The sequence below is a fragment of the Acidimicrobiales bacterium genome, from assembly GCA_035533095.1.
Classification (GTDB): Bacteria; Actinomycetota; Acidimicrobiia; order Acidimicrobiales; family Palsa-688; genus DATLUM01.
This window is the reverse complement of sequence record DATLUM010000069.1, coordinates 34345-53319: the sequence shown is the minus strand read 5'-3', so window position 1 is coordinate 53319 and position 18975 is coordinate 34345. Positions and strand designations below refer to the sequence as shown.

The following is an 18975-nucleotide window of genomic DNA, read 5'->3' as shown; positions in this document are numbered from 1 at the left end:
CCGCTCGAGAAGCGCGCTCACCAGGCGCAGGCGGGCCAGGTGGGCCTCGGAGTACAGGACGATCCGCCCCTCCCGCCGGGGTGGTGGCAGGAGGCCGCGGTCCTGGTAGGCGCGGACGTTGCGCACGGTCGTCCCCGCTTCCCTGGCCAGCTCGTCGACGCGGTACTCCATGGGCCTTGACGTTACCATTATCTACTGTTACATTGCTTGATGACATAATCATGCCCGAGGACCCCACCACGGAGGACCCCATGGCCGCCACCATCGAAACCGACACGGCCTTCGACGCGCTGGTGCGGCGGCTCAGCCGCCAGTCCGTCGAGCGGCACTTCGACGCCTTCGCCGACGTGGACTGGGATGCCGAGGCGCTGCAGATCGACCCCGGCGGGGCCCGATGGGCGGCGGTGACCCTCGATCCCCTCACCGACACCGGCTGGTACCGCCGGCAGCCGCCGGAGATCCAGGCGAGGATCGGCCTGCACCGGATCGCCACGGCCATGCGCACCGGCTGGGAGTTCGAGAACGTGCTCCAACGAGGCCTCCTCGCCTACGCCTTCTGGCTTCCCAACCACCGGCCGGAGTTCCGGTACCTGCACCACGAGGTGGCCGAGGAGTCCCACCACACCATGATGTTCCAGGAGTTCGTCGACCGCTGCGGCCTACCGGTCGACGGCCTGCCCGCCCGGATGAAGGTGACCGCCGAGCTGCTCGTCGCGCCGTTCGCCCGCATCTTCCCCCCGCTGTTCTTCATGTTCGTCCTCGGGGGCGAGGACCCCATCGACTACGTCCAGCGACAGCGGCTGCGCGCCGGCATCGCCCATCCCCTGGTGGAACGGATCGTGCGCATCCACGTGACCGAGGAGGCCCGGCACCTGTCCTTCGCCCGCCACTATCTCAAGCGCCGGGTACCGCAGCTCAGCCGGTTCCGCCGCGCCGAGCTCGCCGTCGGAGCGCCGCTGATCCTCGCCGCCATGGCGCAGATGATGCTCCGCCCGTCGCGCCAGATCGTCGCGGACTATGCGATCCCGGCGTCGGTCCTCGATCTGGCCTACACCTACAACCCCGAGCATCGGGCCGCGACGGTGGAGTCGTTGCAGAAGGTGCGGCGCCTGTGCGAGGAGGTCGGGCTTCTCACGCCGGCGTACCGGCGACTCTGGCGGGTGTTGGGCCTCGGCTCAGGTACCTGAGGTGAGCCGGCTGGGGAAACTGCTCGAGCCCGCCCGTCTGCTCGAACCGTCGCACTGGCAGCTCCTGGCGCTGCTCGGATGGGCGAGCTTCTTCGAGGGCTACGACCTCAACGTCGTCATCTTCGCCCTTCCGCACATCCGCCACAGCTTCGGGCTCTCCCAGTCCTCGGCTTCGCTGTGGCTGAGCCTTCTGTATCTCGGGGCCCTGCCCGCGATCTTCGTCGCAAGAAGGGCGGACCGGCACGGTCGCCGGCGGGTGCTGCTGGTGTCGATCACCGGCTACACCATCGCGACCGCGGCGACGGCCGTTGCACCGACCATCGGCGCGTTCGCGGGGTTCCAGTTCGCGGCGCGGCTCTTCCTTGCCACGGAGATCTCGCTCACCTGGACCGTTATCGCGGAAGAACTGCCGGCGGGGGCACGTGGGTTCGGGTTCGGCTTCCTTGCCACGCTGGACATCCTGGGCGCCGGCTTCGGGTCGTTGCTGTACGGGGTCGTGCTCGCACCGCTCGGCATCTCCTGGCGGTGGCTGTACGGCGCCGCCGTTCCAGTCCTTCTCGTCGCCGTGTGGCTGCGCCGGCGGCTTCCCGAGAGCAGTCGATACCTGCGCATCGCCGAGACCAAGGCGTGGTCGAGGTGGGCCGAAATCGCGCGTCCTCCGCACCTGCGCAGTCTCCTCCTCGTGTGCGCGATCGCCTTTCTGATCAACCTCACGACCCAGGCGCAGGTCTTCGTCATCGATTTCTTCGAGTCTCAGCGCCACCTCTCGACGTCTGCCGCGAACCTCATCCTCGTGGCCGCGGGAGCGCTGGCGATACCCGTACTCGGCATCGCCGGTTCCCTGAGCGACCGCCTGGGGCGCAAGGCCGTGGGTTGCGGCTTCCTCGCCGCCGGCGTCACCGGAACCTACCTGCTCTTCTTCATCGCCCACGGCGCGCCTGAGCTGTTCGGCGCGCTCGCGCTCACGTACGTCGGTGGGTTCGGCGCCTGGCCCGCGCTCGGCGCGTACGGGACCGAGCTGTTCCCGACGAGCCTTCGGGCGCTTGGCAACTCGACGGCCGGAGCCGCGAAGGTGATGGGGCAATGCGTCGGCTTCGTCGCCGGCGGCGTTCTGATCGCGGGGACCAAGGGCCTTTCTGATGCGGTCGGGATCCTGGCGTTGGGCCCGCTGGTGGCGATCCCCGTCGTGGCCTTGCTCCTCCCCGAGACGAGCGGGCGTGACGTCGACGAGACAGCCGGCGCCGGCGTCCCGGCGGTTGCCCTGTCGTAGCCCGCGCGGAATACGTAATGTCTCGGCGTGCCGAGCATCGCTGACACCCCAGATTCCCTGACGCCCGCCTGGCTGTCTGCAGCCCTCGCCGAGACGCTCGGGGACGTGAAAGTCGAGTCGGTCGACACCGCCCCGGTCGGCACAGGACAGATGTGCGACACCTTCCGTCTCATCCTGACGTACGCCCCGGGCCCGGACATCCGGACCGATCCACCCCGATCGATCATCGCCAAGCTCCCCTCGGCCGACCCCATCAGCCGCGCGACCGCCCTGTCCCTCGGCAGCTACGAAAACGAGGTCCGCTTCTATCAGCAGCTCGCCCCCCGCCTCGACGTTCGCACGCCGCGCGTCTATTACGCGGACATCGAAGTCGAGACAGCCAGCTTCGTCCTGCTGCTCGAGGACCTGAGCCCGGCCCAACCCGGGGACCAGCTGGCCGGTTGCTCGCACGCCGACGCCGTCACCGCCATCGACGAGCTGGTCGGCCTGCACGCGCCACTGTGGGACGACCCGTCGCTCAAGGAGCTGCCGTGGCTCCACCGCGACCGTTCGGGCCAGCAGCTGTTCTACCTGGGTCTGCTACCTCAGTTGTGGGACGGATTCCGCGAGCGTTATGCGGAGTCGCTCGGTCCGGAGGTGCACGAGGCGGGCGACCAGCTGTTCGCCAAGCTGTCGGACTTCATCCTCGGCGACACCGAGCCGTGGACCGTCGTGCACGGCGACTACCGTCTCGACAACCTCCTCTTCGCCGGATCACCCGCCGTTTCGGGCAGCAAGCCGGGTGAGGGGACGGGCGCGTCGGTGACCGTCCTCGACTGGCAGACAGTCACCCACGGGCCCGCGCTGGCGGACGTCGCCTACTTCATCGGGGCGGGGCTCCTGCTCGATGACCGGCGGGCCCACGAAGGGGGGCTGGTGCGGCTGTACCACGACCGCCTGGTTGCCGCGGGCGTGCAAGGTTACGGATGGGATCGCTGCTGGCACGACTACAGGCGCGGCACCTGGTCCGGGCTGATCATGGCGATCGCGGCTTCGATGCTCGTCGAGCGGACCGAGCGCGGCGACGAGATGTTCATGGTCATGGCCCACCGCCATGCCAGGCACGCGCTCGACCTGGACGCGGCGACCGCTATCTGATCAGTGCATCCGGAACGCCGGCTGGTGCTTGCGGATCTCCCGTCGGGCGATGGTCATCTTGTGTACCTCGTCCGGCCCGTCCGCGATCCGCAGTGAGCGCATGTGCGCGTACATCTGCGCGAGCGGGGTGAACTGCGTGAGCCCCGCGGCTCCGTGCACCTGGATGGCCCGGTCGATCACCTTCAGCGCCATGTTGGGAACGGCGACCTTGATGCCGGAGATTTCCGTGGCGGCTGACTTGTTGCCGACGGTGTCCATGAGATGCGCCGTCTTCAAGACGTACTCGCGAGCCATGTCGATCTCTATGCGCGACTCGGCGATCCAGTCCTGGATGAGCCCCTTGTGGGCGATGCTCGATCCGAAAGCGTGCCTTTCGAGCGAGCGTGTGACCATCAGCTCGAGCGCTCGTTCGGCCACGCCGATGGAGCGCATGCAGTGGTGGATCCGGCCCGGGCCCAACCTGGCCTGCGCAATGGCGAAACCGCCACCTTCCTGGCCAAGCAGATGGTCGTCGGGGATCTCGACGTCACGGTAGATCACCTCCGGGTGACCGCCGTGCTCGGCGTACCCGAAGACGGTCGGGCGCATGCCTACGGTCACGCCGGGGGTGTCCTTGGGGACCACGACCATCGATTGCTGCAGGTGCGCCGGCGCGCCGGGGTCGGTCTTGCCCATGACCACGAGCACCTTGCAGCGCTGCGACCCTGCGCCCGAGCTGAACCACTTGCGACCGTTGAGCCGGTAACCGCCCGGCATCCGGTCGATCCGCAATCCGATGTTCGTGGCGTCCGATGAAGCGCTGTCCGGCTCGGTCATGGAGAACGCGCTTCGAATCTCCCCGGCGAGCAGCGGGGCCAGCCACCGCTCCTTCACGATCTCCGTCCCGTAGTGGTGGAGGATCTCCATGTTGCCGGTGTCGGGGGCGGAGCAGTTGAGCGCTTCGGAGGCGAACCCGACCCCGCCGAGCATCTCGGAGACGGGCGCGTAGTCCACGTTGGACAGGCGGGTCCCCGGGCCGTTCGGCTGCAGATCGGGCATGAACAGGTTCCAAAGGCCGCGCTCCATGGCCGCCGCCTTCAGTTTGTCCATCACAAGCGGGTAGCCGTCGGGCGCGCTCTCGAGTTCCTCGTAGTAGCGGTCCTCGTTGGGGTAGATCGTGGACTCCATGAACCTGCGGACCTGCTGCTGGACGGCGAGTCCCGCTTCGCTGAACGCGTAGGGCATGGGGCATGTGTAGTGGCCAACGACTCGCCCCGGATAGGGGCAGAAGTCCCTTACCAGTGATGCAGGGACTAGTCCGCAGATCAGAGGCTCACCGGTTGATCATCGCGGGTCGACGAGCGCGCCGTCGCAGAGCTCCTTGAACCTTTCGAGGTCTTCTGCCGGCGCGTCCACGCCGCGAAGCGGGCCTTGGTCCGCCAGGTGCGACTGCGCGTACAGGCGGGCGACGAGCGACTTCCGCGCCCCGGAGCCGCCGGCGCTGCCCGCCAGGCGGGCCTCGCGTCCCGCCTGCTCGATCAGAAGCGCGCCGGCGTAGACGTCGACCATGAACTGGGCCAGAGGGAAGAGCCGCGCCTCGGCCACCGTCCGCTCCAGTTTCTTCCACGCGCCGACGGCCTCTCGCATCTGTGCAGCGCGAAGAGATACCAGCTCGGCGGCTTCGCCGCACTCGGACCCCGCCCCCGAGAGCGCGGATTCGATCCGCTCGAAAAGCTGTTCGTGCGCTGCGCTCTTCTCGATCGCCCGGCGGACATCGAGACAGAGAATGTTGTCGGCGCCTTCCCAGACGGTGTTCACCTGGGCATCTCTGAGCAGACGAGCCACCGGCCACTGCTCGATGTAGCCGTTGCCACCGTGGATCTCGATCGCGTCGCTCGCTGCCGTGATGCCGAGGCGAGCAGAGCGCAGCTTGATGAGCGGTGCACCGATGCGCAAGCGGGGCCCCAGGTATCCGTCGAATGCGAGCGCCTGGGCCGCCTCCAACTCGACGATCATCTCCGCCAGCTTGCGCTGCATGAGGGGCTGGTCGATCAGCGCGGCACCGAAGGCCTCGCGGGTCCGGGCGTAGCACAACGACTCCACCAGGGCGCGCCGGGCTACGCCGACACCCATCATGGCGATGCCGAGCCGTGCACCGTTGGTGAGCTCCATCATCCGGCTGAGCCCATGACCGTCGTGCGAAGTCCCCGAAGATGATGAGTCGGAGAACCCGGGAGCCAGCAGGAATCCCTCCGCGTCGTCCAGTTCGACCTCTGCGGAGGCAACTGCCTTCGTGCCGAGCTTGTCCTTGAGCCGTCGGATCCGCACGCCGTTACGAGTTCCGTCCCGTCTCTCGCGAAGGACCAGGAACGGGGCGACCCCGCGGGTTCCGTCCGGAGCACCCACGGGCTTGGCGAGCACGACGTACGCGGAACCGTCCGCGTTGGACACGAACCACTTGAAACCGTTCAGCAGCCAGGCGTCACCGGCGGGCGTGGCGGTCGTCTCGAGAGCGGCCAGGTCGGAGCCGCCGGTGCGCTCGGTGAACATCTGCGCCGTTTCGCCGGCGAGCTCGCTGCCGCTGGCCGCGAGTTCGGCCACCCGCGCCTTGACATCGTCGGGTGCGAACCGCTCGGCCATGCGAACGACCATGTCGAGACCCGTCCCGAGCACGCACATCATCCCGATCTCGGCCTGGTTGAGCATGTAGCTCCATGCCGCGGCGAGCGGACGGGCGTCGACTCCCGCTTCACCTGCCGTCTTCTCGAACGCCTCCGAGGTGAACGAATCGCGAACTAGATCAGCCTTCGACTCCCGGAACGACGCCGAGTGGACGATCCGGCTCACGTCCCGGCCCCAGCGGTCGTACTTCTCCAGCCGAGGCGGCTCACGGTCGGTCATCTCCGCCCGCTCGGCGATCGGGCCGCCCATGAGCGCGCCGACACGCTCGAGATGCGGCTGCGCCCACGCGAGGCCGGCGTCCCCGAGGTGGACCCTCATCAGGAACTGCAGCGTGGGGTCAGACGTGTACCAGTTCAGCCCGACGGCACCGCTGTACCTCTCGGTCGCGTACCGACGTGCCTTGTCGGGGTTGCCGAAGGGCAGTCGGTCGAATGGTTCGCTCAGGTAGTCGGCCACACCCGAGATGTTACGCCAAGACGATCAATCTGGCAATACTTGTAATGTGGACGTGCTTCCAGGGTCCTGGTAGCGGGCCACGGTGAAGCCGATGATGGTCGGGACGTCCACCGCGAAGACGGCCAACGTGCACAGGAGCACGGCGAGAGTGCCGCCGCGGGTGTGGTCGTAGACGAACACGAATCCGAGGATGCCGGCGATGATCGCGTAGGCGAGCAGGGCCCATTTCGCGACCAGGAAGAATTTGTCCCATGCGAAGTCGCCGACTCTGCTCAGCATGACCACCGCGACCATCGTGAGGGCCGCTCCAGCGGCGAGCAGGGCGACCACCGGCGCCAGTCCCGGTGGCTTCGGCAGCGAAGCGGCCAGGTACACCCCACCCGACAGCATCATCGCGAGCGACAGAACGACGAGCTCCGCGACCGGCGGCAGCTTGCGATCGAGCAACGGCGAGGAGCTTCCTACGTCGGCGGGATGGCTGCTCACGACGAGGCCACCTTGGTCATGATCACGAGCGTGGCCACCTGCATGGCGCCGGTGATTCCCGCTGTCATGATGAACCGCTTCATCAGCTTGGCGATGATCTCGCCGTCGGGGCGAGGCTTCTTCAACTCGAACAGGACGGCGACGTTCGCCGGCTCCAGCAGTCCGAGGGCTATCACCGCCATGACCGCTACGACGATGAAGGACGCGACGATCCAACCGTGGTGCGGATCGCTGGACGCCAGGTAACCGAGGTGGCGGGCCAGCTGCCATCCGGCTGCCAGCGTGCAGACCACCACCGTGGGCATGATCAGGACCATCTTCGGCATGAGGCGTGTGGTGAACTCGATACGGGCTGGTATCGACAAGCGTCCGAGGATCGGTCCGATAACGAACCCTAGAAACAAGTCGAGCGCCGTCCATATCCCCCCGGCGACCACGTGGAAGAAGTCGATGGCCCACTGCTTGTTCGTTGCGATAGTGACGACGAGCCCGACGAGCACGAGCCCGACGACGGGCAGGCCGGCCAGCGGGACGATCTGGAACTCCGGCACCGCCGGAGCTTCCGGCCGCGCAGGCGTCGGTGTGGCGATGTCGACCATTTGCCCCCCCCTTCCAGGAATCTCCTACAGATCCGAGACTAGCTGGCTGAGTTCGCGCGCGTGCCGACCGAGCTACCGGGGCCGGTAGATCCGCCGCCGCGCGGGGTACATCGCGTGAATGGAACAGGTGCAAGCCGTGCTGAGGGGGCTGGACGGCTTCCAGCAACGGCATCCCTGGGCTGCGTTCCCGTTCGCGGTTGTCAAGAAGTACGGCGACGACCAGGCCGGCAACCAGGCCGCGTTGATCGCCTACTACGGGTTCTTCTCCCTGTTCCCCCTGATGCTCGTGGCGGTCACGGTCCTCGGGATTGTCCTGGCCCACGACCCGCACCTCCAGGATCGGGTCCTGCATTCCGCTCTCAAGAACTTCCCGGTAATCGGCACTCAGCTCCGGAATAACGTCCACTCACTCGACCGGACCGGCCTCGGCCTCGGCCTCGGGCTGGTGGGCACGTTCTACGGTGCAAGGGGAGTTGCATCGGCGGCGCAGAACGCCTTCAACCACGCGTGGAACGTCCCCAAATCCGAACGGCCCGGGTTCCCGTTCAACACACTCCGCAGCTTCGGGATGATCTTCGCGGTTGGCATCGGGATCGTGCTCAGCACCGCACTCTCGAGCTTCGGGTCCGGCAGCCACTCCGCGATCGGTTTGCGGATCGCCGCTTACGCGGTCGCTTTGATCATCAACTTCGGCGCGTTCTGGCTCGGCTTCCGGTTGGGTACCGCGAAATCGATCCGGAGCATGGACATGTGGCTCGCGGCCGTGATCGCCGCGGTTTTGTGGCAGATCCTCCAGGGTTTCGGCACCTTCCTGATCGCCCACGAACTGAAGAACGCGAGCGAGGTCTACGGGACTTTCGCCTTCGTGATCGGCCTCCTCTGGTGGATCTACATGCAGGCACAGTTCACCATGTACGCGCTGGAGATCGACGTGGTCCGGGCCCGGCGGCTATGGCCTCGCAGCCTGGTCCAGCCCCCCCTTACTGAAGGTGACCAGAAGGCCTACGAGATCTACGTCGAAGAGGAGAAAAGACGGCGGCCCGAGGTGGTCGACGTCCATCTCGACGAGCCGGTCGAGCGCGGGGAGCCCGTTGGTAGAGCCGCGCGCGGAGACGGCGCACAACGCTGATTCACGCCCGGGCGTAAGAATGACCTGCTGTGCTCGACGTCCACTTCGTGATCCTCGGCGCGGTCATCGGCATGGCAGGGATGCTGTCGTACCTGCGCGACACGGTTCGGGGAGTCACCCAGCCGAATCGGGTGACCTGGCTCATGTGGGGGGTAGCTCCATTGATCGCCTTCGCGGCGGAGGTGCAGGCAGGGGTCGGGCTTCGCTCGCTGATGACGTTCGTGGTGGGTTTCGGTCCTTTGGCGATCTTCGTCGCGTCGTTCTGCAACCGGCAGTTGGCGTGGCGGATCGGTCCGTTCGACTGGCTGTGCGGCGCTCTGTCCGCCGCCGGGCTCGTCGCCTGGCTCGCAACCCGCCACGGGACAGTGGCCGTCGTCGCGTCCATCGCGGCGGACGCGATTGCGGCGATACCGACACTGCGAAAATCCTGGGTTGCGCCTGAAAGCGAGTCGGTGTCCGCGTACGTCACAGCAGCGCTCAACGCCCTGATCACCGTGTTGACCATCGACCGGTTCACGACCGCGAATGCTGCCTTCCCGCTGTACATCCTCGTCATCGCGTCGGTGGAGACCGCCCTGATCGTCGGCCGTTTCGGGCAGCGCCTCGCGTCCCGGCGGGGGTTGCTCAGCCGTTCGGATTGATCAGGTACTTCGAACCTGTGGCCTGCCGGCCGTAGTTGGCGATGGCGTCCTGGCTGAGTGCGCCGGCGAGAGATACCTCTGCCGTGTAGGAGCTGGCGAAAGTCGTCTGCAGACCGCTCGCGACCCTGTCGCGCAGCCGTGCCATCGCTTCCATCCCGATCTTCTGGAGGAACGGAGTGAGCAGCCAACCGCCGAGGCTCCACGCGAACCCGAAGCTGCGAGTGAGCTCGGTAGGACCGCGGTCGAGCGAGCCGTAGATGTAAACCTGCTTGTGCACGGATGAGCCGTAGCGGCTGTAATCGCCGCCGGTGGAGCTGGCTGCTGCCTCCATGCACGCGAGGATCTGGCTCGCCAGCGTCCCCCCGCCTACGGCGTCGAAGGCGAGGGTCGCGCCGGTCTCCTTCAGGGCACGAGTGAGATCGTCCATGAATCCAGGAGTCGACGAGTTGCACACGTGCGTCGCGCCGGCAGATCGCAGGATCTCCTCCTGTTCGCTCTTCCGGACGATGTTCACGAGTGGGATCCGCTCCTCGATGCACAGTCGGTTGAGCATCTGCCCGAGGTTCGAGGCGGCTGCCGTGTGCACGAGGCCGGTGTGGCCCTCCATCCGCATTGTCTCGACCATGCCGAGAGCGGTCAGTGGGTTGACAAACGACGACGCCCCCTCCGCCGCTCTCGTCCCCTCCGGCAACACGAGGCAGATGGCGGCGTCGACGCAGCGGTACTGGGTGTACATCGCCCCACCTGCCAGCGAAACGGTTCTGCCCACAAGCGCCTGCGCCTCCGGCGAGGAACCAGCGGCGACCACGGTGCCGGCTCCCTCGTTGCCGACCGGCAACGATTGGCTCATCCTCGCTGCCATTGCCCGCATGGCCGCAGGAGGGATCGGCGCGATCACCACCGGCAGGTCGTGCGAGCCGGCCGTCGACGCCGAACCCATATCCGCGCCAGCGAAGAGCAGGCCCAGGTCGGACGGGTTGATCGGGGCAGCCTCGACGCGGACCACCACCTGGCGCGGGCCCGGCTCTGGGACATCGACGGTCTGGAGTGACAACTCCACCGTCGCTTCCGGAGTCACGAGGGAACGGATCTGCAGGCAGGTTTCCGGTACGTCGGTGGGCATGGCCCCGAAGCTAACCGACAATCGATTCCAAGAAGGCTTTCACCGCCGAGTTCCACTCGGCAGGATCCTCGAAGTAGGGGGAGTGACCGCAGCCGGGTATCTCGACGTACTGTGCTTCGGGCAGCAGGTCCGCCAGCGCGCGAATCGAAGCGGGCGGGAAGAGAGGATCCTTGTCCCCTGCGATGCAGAGCACCGGCATGGTGAGACGCTGGGCCTCGGCGGTGTCGTGGGAGACAGCGAGAAGCCGTGGGATGACGGCAGCGGAGTCGGCGCTGCCCATCTGACCGAGGCACTGGTAAAGGTGGGCTCTCTCGGGTTCGCGTTCGGAGAACCCAGACCCGAGCGCCGGGTGTCTACCCAGCACGTCGGGGGAACCGAGCGGGTCCAGCGGTCTCTGCGACAACCCGGCTTCGATGGCGGGGGACGTGAAACCGCCGAGGGTGTCCGCGAGCACCAGGCTCCTGGCCAGTCCGGGTCGCGCCAGAGCCGCCCCGACGACGGTCCAGCCCCCCATCGACTGGCCGACCAGGTCCGCCCGCTCGATCCCGAGAACGTCGAGAACCGCCAGAAGGTCTCCGGCCGCGACCAGCGGCCCCGACAGATCGGCGGCATCGGTGGACCTGCCGAAACCCCGGTGGTCCCACGTGACCACCAGCCGATCGGCAGCGAATGCCGTCACCTGCTGGAACCATACGGCGTGGTTCCCTCCGGCGCCGTGGCTCAGCACCAGCGGGACTCCGCCGCCTCCCACCGTCTCGTAGTAGATGCGCTCGCCGTCGTGCTCCACGAAACCGGTGCGGCGCGGGATGTCCATGTCAGCGACTCCCCGCCATGTCCGGCCACATTCTCACGATCGCCGACTGGCTGGCCGTCGCGAGCAGCGCGCCGCTCTGCGACCAGAGATGGACGTCTCCATGCCCGAACCCGTTTCGGACCTGGTGCACGCGAACGTCGAGGAGCACCCACTCGGTCGGTACCTGCTGGCCCATGCGCAGCGTGTTGTCCAGGCTGTTGCCGCCGGCGGGGAGGCCCAACGCCTGGCCGATGCCGAACGGGACGTAATCCCCGAGGATCCCCAGCGAGGCCGAAGACATGTCCAGCACATCCGGCATCTTCGCCCACAGAGCCGAGCGGCCGTCGGGCATTCCCTCTCCCGGTCGGGCGCTCTTCGAAAGCTCGGCCATGTTCCGCCCGAGCGCCATGCGGATGTCGAGACGGTCGGGGAGCGAGTTCCCGTCGGTAGGCAGGCGCAACTGCCGTCGGGAGCACTCCTCGGGCGAGGGAACCTCCGGCATCACGGCCCATGTCCCGTCGTGCTCGACGTGGCGCCGACCGAGAGCCGCGTTCACCGTGATGACCTCGCGGTCCGCAACGTGTCCGACCACCCGCGCTTGGGTGACCTGATGGCCGGCCACGCTCACGATCACATCGAGGTCGAGAACTTCGGGAGGGCGCGCGTACGAGAGGTACTGGGCTGTCGCCCACACCAGGGGGCGGCCGGTCGTCGCCTCCAGCGCGGTGATCGCCGCTCCCAGCCCGCACCCGCCGAAGAGGAACCCTCCAGGTGTGCAGATGCCCTGCGTCACCGGGAGAATCCACCGGAAAGGGTTGTGCGTCGCGTTCAGTCCGAGGAACGTGCGGGCATCCACGGGGCGGCGATGCTAGCCCGCAGGGCCGGTCAGACCGGCGCTTCGACCTCCAACTTGTCTGCGCGCTCCGGTGGAAGGTTGTCGTAGAGGTCTGCGACGAGATCCTCGCGGATCGCCTTGTAACCGGGGTCGTTCCAGAGATTCTTCCACTGCCGCGGGTCCTCGGTGAGCGAGTACAGCTCTCCCTCGCTTCCGTCATAGCCCCCGCCCGGCTCGTAAGCGGTGACCAGCCAACCGTCGCGGTACATCGAACGAAGATGCAGGTCCTCGGTCGGGAACTGGCTGTCCCACTCGGTGATGACGCGCTCCCTCTCGGGTGCGGGACCGATCGGAAGCGGCGTCCCCTGCACCCATCCGGGTGCGGGCAGGCCGGCGATGGCGGCGAACGTGGGCGCGAGATCGAGCTGGCCCACCGGTTCGTCGACGACCGCCGGCGCAACGGCGGCGGACGGCGCCGGCCGCCAGATCATCGGCAGGTGCATCAGCGCCTCGCAGTGATAGGGCCCCTTGAAGAGCAGCCCGAAGTCGCCTTGAAGCTCGCCGTGGTCCGTCGTGAAGATCACGTCGGTGTCTTCGGCCCAGCCGCGCTGGTCTACGTAAGCGAGGATGCGCCCGATCGCCTCGTCGATCAGCTCGTTTTCGATGTGGGTCAGCGCGTTGACCTCACGCACCTGGTCGGGAGTCATCTCGGCCGGGACGAACGTCGGAGGGCCGCCCTCGAGGTTGGAGTGCGACCCGTCGTAGTACGCCAGCCAGTGGTGCGGCTTCTCCTCGAGGATGCGCCGGCACTCGTCCGCGCTTCCCGGGTGCGCATCAGGCAGATCGAGATCGCGCCAGTTCACTCGCCCGAGCTCCGACGACGGCGGGTCCCACGGGTGGTGAGGGTCGGGGAAGCTGACCCAGCAGAACCAGTCGTCGCCCGCTTCGAGGGTCTGGAGCCACGCCATAGCCCGGTCGGCTGTCCAGTCGGTGTGGTACATGTCGCGCGGAACCGGGTTGATGGCCACCTGCGGGGCGCCGGTCTCCCCGCCGGGCTCGCCGTTCAGCTGGCCTCCTTTGAACAGCTGGTAGAAGCCTTGCTCCAAGTGCCCCGGCTGCTCCATGAGCCACTTGCCGTAGTGCCAGAGCGGTAGCGGCCCGTGCATGGCCAGTTCCATGTGGTCGAAACCGCGGTGGGGGCCGAAGGTGCCATCACGGGCCATGCGGTTCTCGGGCCAGCGGCCTTCGAGGTCCATCCCCGGTTCAAAGTGCGCCTTGCCCAGCAGGGCGGTCTTGTATCCGTTGCCGTTCAGGTACGCGGCGATGCTCGGAGCGTCGGCCGGCAGAGGCACCCCATTGGCGAACACCCCGTGGGTCCGGACGTACTGCCCGGTGATCATCGTGGAGCGTGCCGGCATGCACACGACGTTCTGGTTCATGGCCCTGCGGTAGTTGATGCCTTCCGCGGCAAGCCGGTCGAGTACCGGCGTGCGCGCGACGGTCCCCCCGTTGCAGCCGAGGCTGTCGTAGCGCTGCTGATCGGTGGTGATGAACAAGATCTTGCGGCCCATGGTTCAGCCCTCCCGGTTGGTTCGAATGAAGTCGGCGACGGCCGCGGCGAGTTCCGGCCCGCGGTCTTCCTGCAGGAAATGGCCTCCGCCTGAGATTGTCGTGTGGGCCTGCCCCTTGGCGCCCGGCACTCGCGCCAGGAACAGCTGGTCCGCACCGCGAGTGATCGGGTCGCCGTCGCTGTACGCGCACAGGAACGGTTTGGCGAATCCGGCCAGCACCTCCCACGCCTTGCGGTTCGCGCCGGCAGCCGGGTCGTCCGGCCGGGTCGGGACAAGAAGCGGGAACTGCCTTGCACCTTCCTTGTAGGTCTCGTCCGGGAAGGGGGCGTCATAGGCGGCGACCACCTCTTCGGGCAGCTGGGTCGTGCAGCCTCCGGCGATGATCCCCCCGACCGGCAACTCGGGTGTCTCCTGGGAGAACCGCTGCCAGGCGAGAAACGCATCGCCCATGTCCATGTCGCCCGTCGGCAGTCCGGTGTTCGCCGCCACCACCCGGCGGAACCGGTCGGGGTTCTCAGCTACCAGACGGAGCCCGATGAGGCCGCCCCAGTCCTGACCGACCACGGTGAGGCCGGACAAGCCGAGACCGTCGAAGAGGGCCGAACGCATCCATTCGACATGGCGCTCGTAGGTGTAGTCGTTGCGGTCAGCCGGTTTGTCCGAACGCCCGAAACCGACGAGATCAGGGGCCACGACCCGGATGCCGTCCGCGGCGAGCGGCGGGATCATCTTCCGGTACAGGTAGCTCCACGACGGCTCCCCGTGCATCAGCAGGACCGTCTCGGTGGCACCGGGATCACCCTCGTCGAGGTAGTGGACTCTGATCGTGCCGGCGGCACCGTCTCCGGCCGGTACGTCGACGTAGTGCGGCTCGAACTCGAAGCCGGGTAGGCGCGAGAACCGCTCGTCCGGTGTGCGCAGGACTTTCAACGTGACCCTCCTTGGTCTGCGAGCAGCGACTTCATCATCCGAACCACGACGCGCCGCGCGGCTGAGCGGCTCAGACCCATCCGCCCGCGGAGCAGCTCCCAGGTCTCCCAGCTGGCTGCGGCCTCCAGGGCGTCCAGCAACTCCTTGGCACCGGAACCCCGCAGCTCGGCGTCGAATGCCGACTCGATCCCGTGCCGCAGCTGCAATCTCGCCCGGGTCAGCTCGGCGGCAACCGTCGGCGAAGACTGCTCCGCCCGAGCAGCGGCGCGCCTGACAGGGGCGATCGCCTCGTACAGCGTCTCGCGTTGGCGGACCACTTTGCTTGTCCGCTCATCGAGCGGCAGCAATGGGTCGACCGCCTGCAGCCGGTTCCAGTGCCGGTCGACCTGCACCGAGACAGCGGCGCGGAGAACCTGTTCCATGTCGTCGAAGTGGTGGAAGACCAGGCGCAGCGACACCCCGGCGCGCTCTGCGATATCCCGCGCGGATGGCTGGGGCGAGCCTTCCTCGAGCAGAGCGATCATCGCCTCCGCGAGCCGCCGGCGGGTTTCCTCCCCCCGGGCTACACGGCGGTCGACGGCGGTATCGGGCACCGATGGCGATCGTAAACTAGTTGCACTCCTGATGCAATGAGTTTCTCCGGCCCGTCAAGTCGCTGGCTGCAGCTGGACGCCCGCCTTGTCATCGGCGACGCGAAAGAACGCCATGCGGTCCAGCCCCGCGTAGCGCTGCCACGATGCGGTCCGCCGTGCGCCAGGCCATCGCCTGGATCGTCAACGTCGGGTTGTATCCGCCGGCGGTCGGGAACACCGACCCGTCGGCGACGTACATGTTCGGGACCCCCCAGACCCGCCCGTGCGGGTCGACGACCGACGTGGAGTCGTCGTCGCCCATGCGCATGGTGCCCATCTGGTGGTTCACGAGCCCGCCCACGGTGTCGGGAAACCCGCGCAGGGCTCCCATGTGGAAGGTGTCCTGGTTCCCGAACTGCGGTATGGCCGTCCCCACCCCGATCGGCATGACCATCTGAGTCGACACCGCCCCCATCTCACCGAGGAGTCCGGCGATCAGCGGCGCGGCGGCTGCCTGTACCACGGCGTTGTTCGGGTGGTGCGAGTACGTGATCCGCGCGACGGGAACGCCGTACACATCCTGCACGGTCGGGTCCAGGTCCACCGTATTGGTCGCCACGGGTGGGTCCTGGCCGATGATGCCCAGGAACTGAAGGTGGCCGAACAGGTACCGCATCGCCTCTTTGTGCGTCTGGCCCCAGCCGACAGTCTTGGCCATCGAGATCAGCCCACCGGTTCCGAAGGCCGAGCGAGCCCCGCCCGACGGTCCGATCGTCTGCAGGTTTCCCCAGCCGAACTGCGGGTCAGAAACCCCGCCCGGGCCGAAGTACCAGTCGTCCAGGCAGCGCATGCTCCAGAAGCCCCGCCAGTAGTCCACCCGCTCCTCGAACACACCCACGCCGGCGGGGTAGTGGTGCACCATCAGGTAGCGGCCAAGGGCGTCCGTGTTCACGAGTCCGGCCGGAAGGGTCGACTCCCTGATGGAGTTGAGGACGAGCCGCGGGGTCTCGACCGTCGACGCGGCAAGGACCACCGCCTTGGTGGCGGACCAGTAGTCGTCGTTGCCGGCGCCGTCGATGACGTTCACGCCGACGGCGCGGCCACCCACGACTGCGACGTTGCGGACGAACGTGTCCGCGACGATGGTCAGGTTCCCCGTCGCCTGGGCGAGCCTCAGCGCCGTTACCCTCGTGTCGCCTTTGGCCTCGATCGGGCAGGCGTAACCCGAGCAGAACCCGCAGTAGGTGCATCCCGGCCGCCCCTTGTAACCGCCGTTGTTGATCGCAACCGGTGTGGGGAACGGGTGCAGCCCGGCGGCGAGCGCAGCCTTCTCGAACAGCGAGCACGGGTAATTGGGCGGGTGCCCTGGCATCGGGTACGTGTCGGTGCGCTCCTGGAGGCTTCCCGGGATCTGGGCGCCGGGGCTCGCGGAGCCCGCCGTCTGGCCACCCGCCACCCCGATCAGCGCCTCCACGCGCCGGTAGTAGTCCCAGATCGAACCGGGGGCGCCGAATGCCAGCTCGCCATCGCTCAAGGGCCAGTTGACGACGGCGGCCCCGGGAAGGTTGCCCCATGTGTTGTAAGCGCGGAAGTCCTCGGGCCGGAAGCGGAAGCACACGGCCCCGTAGTGCACCGACCCGCCGCCGACGCACCTGCTCACGTCGAGCACGTCGCCGACGTACACGTGGTCACCCTGATCGGCGTTGTCCCTGAAGGTGCGAGGCTCTATCAGCGGGTCCTGGTCGATGAAGTTGCGGTCCCCGAAGCGAAGCTCGTCATCGCCGAAGTTGGCAGGGGTGGCCCAGGGGCCCTTCTCGATGACGGTTACCGAGAACCCCGCCTGGGCCAGCACGTAGGCGGCTATGCCCCCGCCGGCGCCGGAACCGACGACGACTATGTCGGCTGTGCCGCCCATGTCAGCTACTCGCCCACGGGTCTACACCCGGTTGGGTGCTCGCACCGAACGCGTTGACGCACCCGCCGTAGAAGTAGTTCCCGTCGGTGTAGGTCGGGCCGAACACGGCCGAGTCGGGGCATGTCGACGGTGAGGAGTCGAACCCGGCCGCGTAGCGGATGAGGTTTGCCTCCGCCTGTGGCAACTCCGTCGCTTTCGACATATCGACGTCGAGGTATGCACCTTGGACCCACTGGCCGGCGGTGTTCAGGTAACCGGGGCCGACGTAGTAGGGGCCCTGTGCCGCGGTGTGCGCGAAGTTGGCGGTGTCTGCCGCGTATGCCATGTCGTAGGGGTCGACCTGCGAGGTCAAGGCCGAAACCGGAGAGCCTGGGGGCGCGACGAGGCGGTCGTTGGTGAGGTTCTTGATGTTGGGGCTGTGCGCGAGCGGCGGGACCGTGTAGGTCGGGTTCAAGGACATCAGCCGGAAGTAGGCGTGCCCGTGGGATGTCGGAGCCGTCGAGGTGCTCGGTGCGATCTCGGAGTAGTCGATGAACAGCCGCCGGCATCCAGTGCACAGCGGCGGCGTATCGATCTTCACCTCGTAGAGACCGGTGGCCGATGGCGCGAAACCTGAGGCGGCGCACGCGGGCGAGCTGCCGGTCGCCGTCTCGGTCGTCGCCGGAACCTCGAAGACCGTCGGGTGCACGCAGAAGTCGGAGCTCGGCTGATACGCCTGCCAGTTGGCGGTGACGTCGACCAGCGGGCCGAGCGGGTCGCTCGAGGTGGGGTCGGTACCGGCCGCACGGGCGGGTACGGCAGCCCACGCTATGGCGGCCGCGGTCGCGACGATCGCGAGGACGATCCTGGCGCGGGGGAGACGTCGCTCCCGGTTCACGGCGCGGCGGTTCATGGCAGCCTCCGGGAAGACGAGGCCGTAACGGGCTGTTCGGTCGCGGATGACCCCACGGCGATGATCTCCTCCGGCGCGTAGCCGCCGTAGACGTTCCACGCTCCCTGCGACCCGACCGTCGGGAACCTCACGCCGTGCACATCGCCCGCGAAGCCGACGGCCTGCCATGACCGGTACCCCGTGTTGCCTCCGTAGACGGGGTGGCTGTAGGCGCCTTCCATCGTGTGGTCGTAAAGCACCGCAAAGAACTTGTCGTTCGACAGGTCGAACTTCTCGAGGATCGCGTCCTGAACCGGGGACGGCACCGCAGCGAAGTTGCCTCCTGCTGCCTTGTCAAGGGCGGCGAGCCCGGACCTGTACAGCCCCTGCCACCGCGAGATCTGGGCTTGCCAGCCTTTCGCCTTCACCCGGCTGAGTTGCTGGAAGGCACCGAACCCTGGGCCGGCTGCGCTGGCGGCGCGGTACGGTCCGCCCGCGAACACCGGGGGAGGAGAACCGCCCGACCAGGACACCGACAGGATGTTGTCGATGTAGGTCGCCACGCCGAGGTCCGCGGCCGACCAGTCACCCGGGCCGCTCGCCGGGATCATCCGTGCGAGGGCGGCGTTCAGCGTGGTGATCTCCGCCGCCGTCAAGAACCCGCCGGGCCCAGGCCCTCCGTCAGCCAGGGCCGGCAGCCGCCAGCCGAGCAGGCCGGAGCCCGTCGCCGCGCCCGCCATCTGCAAGAAACGCCGCCGTGACCACTGAGCCAACCTCCACCTCCCCAGCGAAGCTCAGG

18 protein-coding genes are annotated in these 18975 nt (G+C 67.7%); 5 read left to right on the top strand and 13 right to left on the bottom strand.

Annotation, left to right across the window (positions count from 1 at the left end):
• Window positions 1–221 precede the first annotated feature (221 nt).
• Genes VNF71_08795 through VNF71_08785 form a run of 3 tightly spaced genes read left to right on the top strand, consistent with a single transcriptional unit; the run spans window position 222 to window position 3594 of the window.
• Window positions 222–1187: a diiron oxygenase gene (locus tag VNF71_08795; protein HVA74650.1), complete on the top strand. Its 966-nt coding sequence runs from the start codon at window positions 222–224 to the stop codon at window positions 1185–1187.
• A 1-nt stretch (window position 1188) separates the two neighbouring features.
• Window positions 1189–2457, top strand: a complete 1269-nt coding sequence (locus VNF71_08790; GenBank protein ID HVA74649.1) for an MFS transporter — start codon at window positions 1189–1191, stop codon at window positions 2455–2457.
• A 27-nt stretch (window positions 2458–2484) separates the two neighbouring features.
• Complete coding sequence (locus VNF71_08785) at window positions 2485–3594, top strand: phosphotransferase (GenBank protein ID HVA74648.1); 1110 nt, start codon at window positions 2485–2487, stop codon at window positions 3592–3594.
• Here the strand turns inward: VNF71_08785 and VNF71_08780 are convergent, their stop codons facing one another.
• The 4 genes from VNF71_08780 to VNF71_08765 all read right to left on the bottom strand — a co-directional run bounded on the left by VNF71_08780 (window position 3595) and on the right by VNF71_08765 (window position 7796).
• A complete protein-coding gene (locus VNF71_08780; protein ID HVA74647.1) occupies window positions 3595–4818 on the bottom strand; it encodes an acyl-CoA dehydrogenase family protein in 1224 nt (407 codons plus the stop codon).
• Between the two features lie 99 nt (window positions 4819–4917).
• Complete coding sequence (locus VNF71_08775) at window positions 4918–6711, bottom strand: acyl-CoA dehydrogenase family protein (protein ID HVA74646.1); 1794 nt, start codon at window positions 6709–6711, stop codon at window positions 4918–4920.
• Between the two features lie 24 nt (window positions 6712–6735).
• The gene (locus VNF71_08770; protein ID HVA74645.1) at window positions 6736–7197 is read right to left on the bottom strand and encodes a hypothetical protein; all 462 of its coding nucleotides are present in this window, start codon (window positions 7195–7197) and stop codon (window positions 6736–6738) included.
• Complete coding sequence (locus VNF71_08765) at window positions 7194–7796, bottom strand: hypothetical protein (protein HVA74644.1); 603 nt, start codon at window positions 7794–7796, stop codon at window positions 7194–7196. The genes VNF71_08770 and VNF71_08765 overlap by 4 nt, the downstream gene beginning before the upstream one ends.
• A gap of 118 nt (window positions 7797–7914) precedes the next feature.
• On the opposite strand from VNF71_08765, the gene VNF71_08760 reads away from it, so the two are divergent.
• Entirely contained in the window at window positions 7915–8925 is a 1011-nt protein-coding gene (locus VNF71_08760; GenBank protein ID HVA74643.1) for a YihY/virulence factor BrkB family protein, read from the top strand.
• 29 nt (window positions 8926–8954) lie between these two features.
• On the top strand, window positions 8955–9566 hold the full coding sequence (locus tag VNF71_08755; protein HVA74642.1) for a hypothetical protein: 612 nt from the start codon (window positions 8955–8957) through the stop codon (window positions 9564–9566).
• Here the strand turns inward: VNF71_08755 and VNF71_08750 are convergent.
• The 9 genes from VNF71_08750 to VNF71_08710 form a co-directional block, all read right to left on the bottom strand.
• Window positions 9550–10689, bottom strand: a complete 1140-nt coding sequence (locus tag VNF71_08750; protein ID HVA74641.1) for a zinc-binding dehydrogenase — start codon at window positions 10687–10689, stop codon at window positions 9550–9552. The two genes, VNF71_08755 and VNF71_08750, sit on opposite strands and share 17 nt — an antisense overlap.
• A gap of 10 nt (window positions 10690–10699) precedes the next feature.
• On the bottom strand, window positions 10700–11503 hold the full coding sequence (locus tag VNF71_08745; protein ID HVA74640.1) for an alpha/beta hydrolase: 804 nt from the start codon (window positions 11501–11503) through the stop codon (window positions 10700–10702).
• A gap of 1 nt (window position 11504) precedes the next feature.
• Window positions 11505–12338: a thioesterase family protein gene (locus tag VNF71_08740; protein ID HVA74639.1), complete on the bottom strand. Its 834-nt coding sequence runs from the start codon at window positions 12336–12338 to the stop codon at window positions 11505–11507.
• A gap of 29 nt (window positions 12339–12367) precedes the next feature.
• Window positions 12368–13888 carry a sulfatase-like hydrolase/transferase gene (locus tag VNF71_08735; protein ID HVA74638.1) on the bottom strand — a complete coding sequence of 507 codons (1521 nt, stop codon included), beginning with the start codon at window positions 13886–13888 and terminating at the stop codon, window positions 12368–12370.
• Between the two features lie 3 nt (window positions 13889–13891).
• Window positions 13892–14818 (bottom strand): haloalkane dehalogenase, encoded by a 927-nt coding sequence (locus VNF71_08730; protein ID HVA74637.1) that lies wholly within the window; start codon window positions 14816–14818, stop codon window positions 13892–13894.
• Window positions 14815–15411 (bottom strand): TetR/AcrR family transcriptional regulator, encoded by a 597-nt coding sequence (locus VNF71_08725; GenBank protein HVA74636.1) that lies wholly within the window; start codon window positions 15409–15411, stop codon window positions 14815–14817. The genes VNF71_08730 and VNF71_08725 overlap by 4 nt, the downstream gene beginning before the upstream one ends.
• Before the next feature lie 88 nt (window positions 15412–15499).
• Window positions 15500–17305, bottom strand: a complete 1806-nt coding sequence (locus VNF71_08720; GenBank protein ID HVA74635.1) for a GMC family oxidoreductase — start codon at window positions 17303–17305, stop codon at window positions 15500–15502.
• A gap of 1 nt (window position 17306) precedes the next feature.
• Window positions 17307–18197, bottom strand: a complete 891-nt coding sequence (locus tag VNF71_08715; protein HVA74634.1) for a hypothetical protein — start codon at window positions 18195–18197, stop codon at window positions 17307–17309.
• Window positions 18194–18949, bottom strand: coding sequence for a gluconate 2-dehydrogenase subunit 3 family protein (locus VNF71_08710; GenBank protein ID HVA74633.1), 756 nt, complete (start codon window positions 18947–18949; stop codon window positions 18194–18196). The genes VNF71_08715 and VNF71_08710 overlap by 4 nt, the downstream gene beginning before the upstream one ends.
• Window positions 18950–18975: the final 26 nt, after the last annotated feature.